Annotated in this window: 6 protein-coding genes; 4 read left to right on the plus strand and 2 right to left on the minus strand. The window is 36.8% G+C overall.

Annotated features, from left to right (window positions below):
* The first annotated feature begins 220 nt into the window (after positions 1-220).
* Both ACP7AE_RS13815 and ACP7AE_RS13820 read left to right on the plus strand, forming a co-directional pair.
* A complete protein-coding gene (locus ACP7AE_RS13815; RefSeq protein WP_426243764.1) occupies positions 221-2,173 on the plus strand; it encodes a DNA methyltransferase in 1,953 nt (650 codons plus the stop codon).
* Positions 2,174-2,226: 53 nt separating this feature from the next.
* Positions 2,227-5,160: a type III restriction-modification system endonuclease gene (locus tag ACP7AE_RS13820; protein ID WP_426243766.1), complete on the plus strand. Its 2,934-nt coding sequence runs from the start codon at positions 2,227-2,229 to the stop codon at positions 5,158-5,160.
* A 6-nt stretch (positions 5,161-5,166) separates the two neighbouring features.
* On the opposite strand, the gene ACP7AE_RS13825 is transcribed toward ACP7AE_RS13820, so the two are convergent.
* On the minus strand, positions 5,167-6,267 hold the full coding sequence (locus ACP7AE_RS13825; RefSeq protein WP_426243768.1) for a RepB family plasmid replication initiator protein: 1,101 nt from the start codon (positions 6,265-6,267) through the stop codon (positions 5,167-5,169).
* Between the two features lie 292 nt (positions 6,268-6,559).
* Positions 6,560-6,961, minus strand: a complete 402-nt coding sequence (locus ACP7AE_RS13830; protein WP_426243770.1) for a hypothetical protein — start codon at positions 6,959-6,961, stop codon at positions 6,560-6,562.
* 218 nt (positions 6,962-7,179) lie between these two features.
* Here ACP7AE_RS13830 and ACP7AE_RS13835 point away from each other — a divergent pair, with 218 nt between their 5' ends.
* Positions 7,180-7,473: a contact-dependent growth inhibition system immunity protein gene (locus tag ACP7AE_RS13835; protein ID WP_426243772.1), complete on the plus strand. Its 294-nt coding sequence runs from the start codon at positions 7,180-7,182 to the stop codon at positions 7,471-7,473.
* Between the two features lie 27 nt (positions 7,474-7,500).
* On the plus strand, positions 7,501-9,186 hold the full coding sequence (mobQ, locus tag ACP7AE_RS13840) for a MobQ family relaxase (protein ID WP_426243774.1): 1,686 nt from the start codon (positions 7,501-7,503) through the stop codon (positions 9,184-9,186).
* Positions 9,187-9,272: the final 86 nt, after the last annotated feature.

Consider the following 9,272-nt stretch of genomic DNA (forward strand, 5'->3'; position numbering starts at 1 on the left):
ACAGATAGAATTGATAAGGGTGTGGATCGCTAGCGTCATAGCGGTTGATAGGTTGCCCCTAGTTTATAATTTAGATGGTTTTTTGACTTGGACAAATAATAAGAAGTTAATGATTTTCCATAGAGAGAACTTAACGTACATTAGAGTATTTTGACATAACCATTGGTTTTTCTACTTCACCATCACGTTTTAATCATAGTTCTACTATTAAGGCTATACCATGAGCATTATAACTGAAACGCTTTTTTCAGAAAACGAAACCGCTAACAGTAAGCAAATAGCTATCTTGAAGAAAAAACTCCCTCAATGTTTTGACAAAAATGGTGACTTTCTACCTGAAAAAATAGCTGAAATAATACAAGCTAATAACGTAGATATGGTGAAAGAATCTTATAGCTTGAACTGGCTTGGTAAGTCGTATGCACGGCTTCTAACCAATCTTCCTCCTCAAAAATTAATGACGTCAGATATAGCTCATAATGAATTAGAAAAAAATAAAAACAGCAAAAACGTTTTGATTAAAGGGGATAATCTTGAAGTATTAAAGCAGTTGGCAAATGCTTATAGAGAGTCTGTGAAAATGATTTACATAGATCCTCCATACAATACAGGCTCTGACGAATTTGTGTATCAAGATGATTTTAGTTTTACGTCGAAGCAACTTAGCGAACTTACAGGTATTGACAAGGATGAAGCTGATCGGATTTTAGAGTTCACCGCAAAAGGTTCGAATAGCCATAGTGCATGGCTCACATTTATGTACCCACGCTTATACATAGCCAGAGAATTATTAAAAGACGAAGGAATAGTTTTTATTTCGATAGACGATCATGAACAGGCGCAATTAAAGTTACTTTGTGATGAAGTCTTTGGAGAAGAAAATTTCATTGCTTCTTTACCTTGGAAAGGTCGAGGTGGTGGTGCTGACGATAAAAGGTTACTCCAAAATCACGAATATATTCTTATGTATTCAAAAGACGCTGAATCTTTCACTACAGGCAGAAAGATAAAAGAGGATGAGAAGTTTCCAAAATTTGATGAAGAGAAAAATCGTCATTACAAAACTCAATTGGCTAGGAAATGGGGAAGTAATTCAAGAAGAGAAGATAGACCAAACTTATTCTATTCTGTAGAAAATAAAGAAGGAGTTGTCATCTACCCCAAGTTACCCAATGGAAAGGACGGTTGCTGGCGTTGGAAGAAAAGCCGATTGGATTTCGCTATAGAAAACAATGATGTCGAATATAACAAGCGCGATTCAGATGATGCTTGGGAAGTGTATGAAAAGATTTACGAGCCTTTAGAGGGTGAGTTTAGAACTAAGCTTTACTCATCTTGGTTACAAGACGAGATTTACGATGAGCTATTAGAGATACTGGATGATAACGATCCTAAAAACACCGCTTTTGGAACAAAAGAAGTTAAATCTTTATTTAATGGCTCCAAGGTTTTTAGCTACCCCAAACCAACGACATTGATTTCTATTTTAATGAAAATAGGTTCTTTGAATAATAACGACATAGTATTAGATTTTTTTGCTGGCAGTGGCACTACAGCAGATGCTGTTATGCAACTTAATGCTGAAGACAATGGAAATCGCCAGTTCGTGATTGTACAAATTGACGCACCAACTGACTCCTCGGAAGAAGCTTATAAGCTTGGTTACAAGACAATCTTTGATATTACACAAGCACGAATTGAAAAGGCAGGTCAAAAAATTGAGGCAGACTACACTGATTACCGAGGCGATTTAGGGTTCAAAATATATCAAACAACTGAAGATTTTAGAGTTAAAGCTGATGACACACTTGTCTTGAATAACTTAACTCTCTTTGATGATGTGAGTTTAACTGACGAACAATATCAAAGCCTCCTTACCACTTGGATGCTTTATGACGACAGTAAACTAACTGAGGAAGTTAGCGATATTATATTAGATGGTTACACTGCACACCTGTGCAAGTCACGACTGTACCTGATTGCACCAGACTTCACTATTGCAAATATAACAGCTCTTTTAGAAAGGTTAGATAGTGACAAAGACTTTGCTCCAAATAAAATTGTGATATATGGCAGTAATTTTGACAGCGTCAACCAAATGGAGTTAAACGAAGCCTTAAAAAGCTATGGCAATAAAAAATCTATCGACATCTCATTATTAGTTCGTTATTAAACGATAAATAATTAAGATTTTTTTGAAAAATGATATAAAAAGGCAAGAATTATATGGCAGGCTTTACCTTTGAAAGAAACCTTCCTCATCAGCAGTTAGGTGTGGACGCAGTGTTACAAGTACTACAGTACACTCAACCTCTTGTTTCTAAAAATCTGACGACTAGAAATCAGATCAACCCTGAGCTAACTATAAATTCAGAGGTTTATGCAAATGCTATCAAGTTAGTACAACAAGATCTTAACGTCATTGGCGATAAGATCTTTGATAAAGAAAGCCGAGTATTAGATATCTCGATGGAGACTGGTACAGGTAAGACATACACCTATACCAAAACCATTTACGAACTAAATAGGATTTTCAATCTTTTCAAATTTATCATTATAGTACCCACATTATCTATCAAGGCAGGAACAGTAAACTTCCTCAAAAGCGATGCTTTACTTGAGCATTTTCGTGATGAATATGATGGGCGTGAAATAAAAACATATATTGTCGAAAGTAAAAAAAACAAGAAAAGTAAAAAATCTTACATGCCTCCAGCAGTGAGCCAGTTCGTCAATGCTACGAATAATAATGAGAAGTATATTCATGTATTAATTATTAATTCAGGAATGATCAATTCCTCTACTATTCAGAACGAAACTTTTGATACGGCATTGATTGCCGAGCAGTACAACGTTCCGATTCAAGCATTACAAGCTATTAAGCCGATTGTGATATTAGATGAACCGCACCGCTTTCCTACAGCTAAAAAAACTTGGACTAATATAGAAAACCTCAAAGCCCAATATATTATTCGATATGGAGCGACTTTCAACGATAACTATGAAAACCTACTTTATCGTCTTACTGCTGTTGATTCATTCAATCAAGATTTAGTTAAGGGCATTACCGCGTATATTGAAACCATGGAAGGTGGTGACGATGCCTCACTAAAGCTGGTAAGTATTAATGACAAAAAACATGCTATTTTTGAGCTAAATCAAAACGGCAAAAAAAAGCGTCATAGCTTAGAAAAAGGAGAATCACTTGCTATTGCTCATAGCGCCATAAGTGACTTGATTATTGATAACCTTAATACAACCAAGGTTGTGCTTAGCAATGGTGTTGAGTTAAAAAAGGGCGATAGCATTAATCCTTATTCGTATCATGAGACTCTTGAAGATAATATGATACAAAAAGCGATTAAAGAACATTTCAAGCTAGAGCAAAAGTATTTAACGCAAAGACCACGCATTAAACCTCTTACTTTATTTTTTATTGATGATATTGCAGGTTATCGAGATGGGAATAATTTAGCAGGTAGCTTAAAAACTCGTTTTGAATCTTTGGTCATTGCCGAAGCCAAAAAATACCTTGAGCATGAAACAGATGAGTATTATCGTCAGTACTTACAACAAACTATAGATGATATCAGCCTAGTGCATGGTGGTTATTTTTCAAAAGATAATAGCGAAAAAGACGAGAAAATTGAGAAAGAGATTAATGATATTCTTCATGATAAAGAAAGCCTTTTATCGCTAGATAATCCTAGACGCTTTATTTTTTCTAAATGGACTCTGCGCGAAGGTTGGGATAACCCTAACGTCTTCCAAATTTGCAAGCTACGCTCTAGTGGTAGCAATACATCAAAGCTTCAAGAAGTTGGACGAGGCTTACGTCTGCCAGTTAATGAACATATGGCACGAGTCAAGGATGGGGATTTCTACTTAAATTATTTTGTTGATTTTACCGAAAAAGATTTTGTTAAAACCTTAACTGAAGAAATTAACGCTACAGCCACAGCAGTAGAGATACCGGACACTTTGACTGATGCTCTTAAAGAACAAATAGCTGCACAGTATGGGATAACGAAACGCGTATTAGCAAATGAACTATACGATGAACAGATTATTGATGATGATGATAAGTTTATAAACAACGGCTATGCTCGATTGAAGGAAAAGTACTCTAACGCATTTCCTGATACCTTAAAGCCCAATAAAGTGGAAGTAAAAGGTGAGAAATCTCGTCAAGTTACCAAAATGAGAGTTGGTGAATATGATGAACTACGACAGTTATGGGAGCTAATTAACCAAAAAGCTGTTTTAGAATATAACATTAAAGATGAGCAGCAATTCTATGATTTATTCATGGAGTATTTGAGTAGAGAAAGTACCTCAGATAGCTTCAAATACACAGGTGTCCTTACCCAAAAAGTAAAACTGCACATTCATAATGATAAAGCAGATTTTAGTATGGACTATGAAGAAGATACCAATTTTTCAAAATTAAGTACCATGACCTATGGTAATTTTCTACAACAGTTATCAGAAAAAGCGTTTATAAAAATAGCGACTCTACATAGGGCATTCGTGACCATTAAAAGTAGCGAGAATAGATTAGATATCACTGATTACCTTAACAATCAAACCATAAGAAAGTTGACGAGTGGATTTAGAGCGTATCTGTTTCATAATGCCTTACAGAAGCTAGAGATTAAATATAAAAGTGTTTCCAACCAAGTTCATCCATCTAAATTTACAGATGAGCAAGGTAAACCTTTAACTGAAGTAAGTACCCATGATCTAGGTACGCAATACGAAGATACTAGACCAAGTGACAAGTATCTATTTGACGATATCTTCTTTGACTCATCACTTGAAAAGCAAAATATTAGAGAAAATATCGAGTCAGTGACGGTTTTTAGCAAAATTCCTAAAAACTCTATTAAAATCCCAGTAGCGGGTGGTTATACATACTCTCCTGATTTTGCCTATATTATCAAAACCAGTGAGGGAGAAATTTTAAACTTTATAATTGAAACAAAAGACGTCAAAGCTACTGAAAACTTACGCAATGAAGAGCAGCAAAAAATAAAGTATGCCGAGAAGTTTTTCAATCGCTTAAACGGTACAGACGGCTTATCTCTAAATTTTGTTACTCAGTTTCAGGATAAACGTATTATCGATATAATTAAAAAGGCACTAGATAACTCAGTCTAAACTCATCTAATAATCAAGATATTCTCTAATTGGACGTTTCTTAAACTGTGATGCGTCCTTTTTTAGTCGATTAATCATTTCAAACTCCCATCCTTGCTGCGACTGCCCAGCTAGGCTAGTAGGGCTTACTAAATGGTTGTACTCCGCCATAAAAGTTGGATTGCGAGCAATACGCCCTAACTGCTTATCGTTTAGTCCGTCAACCGTAAACATATCTGCTGTATTAGTGTCACGTTCTATTTTGCCCTCAGCCTTGCTCTTGATGGTTTTTGCTTTTGGCTTGAATTTTATTTTTAAATGCGTGAGCTTAAATCCTTTACCCGACTTACCATTCTTATCTGTCAAACTATAACTAGCCGTATACAGTGATTTTTCGTTAATTTCATCAATCGCAACATCCAGTACGCGCTTTCTAAGGTCTTTTACTGCATCATATTTATCTGTTAAATCAAGCATTTCCCTAAAAGCAGCAAGGGTAGATATAACAAACCCTGTATCACGCCATTGCATCATCATAATGTAAACTCTAAAACTATAAAAACTGCTAAATCCTGCCATTTCATCAAGTTTTAATTGAGTGAAATGCTGTCGTAACTCACTAATATACGGAATGATATCAGCATGAAAAATTATTCTAGCCATGATGTTGTCATCTGACTTCGCAATCATAGGTAAGCTATCTAACAGATTATGCTTTTTTAACTGTCGTATAAAATCATCATCATATTTTGAATTAGGATATTTTTTCTTCAATTCTTCAAAAATATCGGTTTTGAAGTGCAATATATTATGTACCCAATGCGTACCAAGCACACCGATAGGTGTATCAATGAAAATCTTTCTATCCAATAAATCACTACAAGCAGAACGAATTTCCCTAGCCACATTGTTAGGTTCTACACCTAATCTAATAAAATCCGCCTTAGTAATATAATAAGGCTTCATTGGATCAAGTGGCGCAGACTCTTTATCTTTCTCCCCTTTCGGCATTTGAGCAATAGCAATCAAAATTAACCGTATCTCATTCACTGATAATTTGTAAGAAGCTCTAATCATATCGTTATTGAGCGTGAGCAAAGCCTTTTCATCTGATTTTTCATAATCCATAATAATCTCAATTTCAATCAAGTAAAGGACTTATTATATACTGTCCCTTACTCCACATCAATACGTCCCTTACTCCACATCAATACGTCCCTTACTCCACATCAATACGTCCCTTACTCCACATCAATACGTCCCTTTCTATCCTTTGAAAGCTACGGTCAGTAAGGCTCACAGAGGGGCTAATAACTCTTTAATAACTTCTTAAAAACATATACAAAGGAATTATTTTTTATATTTAAAAAAATAAAGATAAAAAGACTAAAGGATGGCAAATTACTGACTACTCTTATTACTATTTAGATGACCAGTAACTTGCAAATAAAGCCTTGTCACTCTCACGAGTTAAGAAGCTCTCTAATTCATCTGTAATAAATTTTTTGCTTAGCTTATCTGTTTCTATCAAATGCTCAACCATAGCACCCATCAATATTTTTCGCTTACTATCCTGCTTACGATTGAGCTTACTCTTGGCTACATGCTTTCGTTGCTTAATTGCTTGTATCCGATTTTCATTTTGAGTGATGTATGTATCTAGCTTATCAAGATGATCTATCATCTCAGTCAGCCATTTATTTTTCTTTGGATTATCTTTCTTAACAGCAGACCGAACCGATCTCATTTCAGCCAATAAACTATCACGGTTAACCAACATCTTAGCTAACTGATCTTCTAGTTCCTTCTGTATTTTAGACACCTAACTAGCTCCTTCCCTTGTATAAAACCTAAAAATAGCAGCATAAATGAGGTACAAGGGCGCACTTATGCAAACTATGATAAACTCACCTTATCGGTGAGCTTATCATAGTTTGCAGTGCGACAAGGGGAAATCCCCCTGTACCCCCAAAAGCCAAACCAAGCAACCTTTAAATACTCATTTTTCTGCTGAAAAATGACAAAGTAAGGCTGAATATTATGCATGATACTTTCATATATTTCATGAATGCTTACTTTTATCAAGATTGGCAATCCGAGTACTCAGGAACGAGAGTAGATGATACAAACGTCCTTATTCGTTTTGTTCAAAATGAGAATCTTGAGATAGTAACCAACTTAGTTACCGATATTAAATACATTTTGAGCAACGACTTGGCAAAACAAATTTTTGATACTAATAATTTTGACTTCAATCCGCTGTTATATGGCTATAGCAGCGAAAGAGAATGGTTTGAAGTGACTTATAAGAAACTCATTTCTGAAATCAAGTAATACAAGATAAGGTTTAATCAGTAATTCATGGCGATCTATCATTTATCCGTCAAAACGTTTTCACGCAGCAATGGACAATCTGCTACCGCAGCTGTGGCTTATCGTGCCGGTGCAAAAATTCGTTGCGACCACGAAAGGCGTGACCATGACTATTCAAAAAAACGTGATGTGATACATAGTGAGATATTTTTGCCACCCAATGCCCCCAGTTGGGCAACTGACCGTCAGCAGCTTTGGAATGAGGTAGAGAGAGCCGAAAAGCGCAAAAACAGTACGGTAGCAAGAGAGTTTGAGGTGGCGTTACCGAATGAACTCAATGAGCAGCAGCGTATTGCACTGGTGCAGGACTTTGCCAAGCAGATCGTAGCAAGACATGGCTGTGCTGTAGATGCTCATTTGCATGATGATAAAGGTTCGTATAAGAGTAAAGAGAACCAACACGCACACATCATGCTAACGACAAGGCGATTAGAGCCAGAAGGTTTTACTAAGAAAACTCGTGAGCTAGACGAGAGAAAAAGCGGTGAGGTGGTCTATTGGCGTGAACAATGGGCGAAAACTGCTAATGAGCATTTACGTGAATATGGCATAGAGATTGACCATAGAAGTTTGAAAGATCAAGGCTTAGAGCGTGAGCCAACTATTAAAATGGGTGTGGCTGCTAGTGCATTAGAGCGTAAAGGCGTCAAAACAGACCTTGGCGATATCAATCGTGAGGTAGCCAAATATAATAAAGTTCTCGAAACCAATAGTAATGAGAAAATTAACGATATTTTAAGCAAACAGCTTAAACAAGCAACCGAGCTTCATAACAAGCTACAGTTTATCAAGCGTAGGTTGCCCGAAGTTAAAAGAGATATTGCTGAAAAACAGCCTAAGCTATACCAAGCTTTTGATGATCTAGGAATACCAACGGCTGAACCTGAACCGATTAGGAGTGTTGACCATGAGCAAGAACGGGAAAGAATCGAGCCAGTTAGTGAGCGAGTGGATAGATCGCCAAGCGTTGAGAGCGATTCAAATGAGCGAGGACGAGAATTACCGCCAGTTGGTAGCAGCGAGAGCAACGAATTGGGGCAAGGACATACAAGCGAAGTCCGATCAGAGAATAAAGCAGTCACAAGCACCGCACCTAGAGATATAGTAAAACCGCCACAGCAGCCCACAGAACCAATTCAACAGCCAAAAGCACCACAAACCAAAGAAGAAGCCGTTAAAGCGCCTACAGCACCAAATAAAGCCGATGAGATAGACAAAAAGCGGCTAATGGTTAAGGCTTTTGTGCATCGGTGTAAGGAAATGGCAAAGCAAACACATAGGAACCAGTTAGATGCGCTACAAGCACAAGCTAAGCCTATCTATGCTGAAATAGAGCGACTAAAAGATAATGAGCCATGGAATCCCTTTAAAATAAAGGCGTGGCAAGCAGATTTAGATAAGAAAGTAGCTCAGTATAACAAGATTAAGTCATCGTTTGATGATCTAAAAAGTCAGGGCGTAACCGCAGAGCTCATACAAGCAGTTCATGCAGAGGAACACCGTAGAAACCCTACGGAATACCAGTGTATTAGTGCTATGGAAGATGAAGTTGTAGCTTATGAGCAAGAGCAAACTATAGTTTTAAGAGAACAGCGACAACAGCAGTTGGCGTTGCAACGCTACGAAAAGAAAGAAATGAATACAGATAGAATTGATAAGGGTGTGGATCGCTAGCGTCATAGCGGTTGATAGGTTGCCCCTAGTTTATAATTTAGATGGTTTTTTGACTTGGACAAATAATAAGAAGTTAATGATTTTCC

Origin of the sequence: Psychrobacter sp. TWP2-1-2, from assembly GCF_049896785.1 — a bacterium.
Lineage (GTDB): Bacteria > Pseudomonadota > Gammaproteobacteria > Pseudomonadales > Moraxellaceae > Psychrobacter.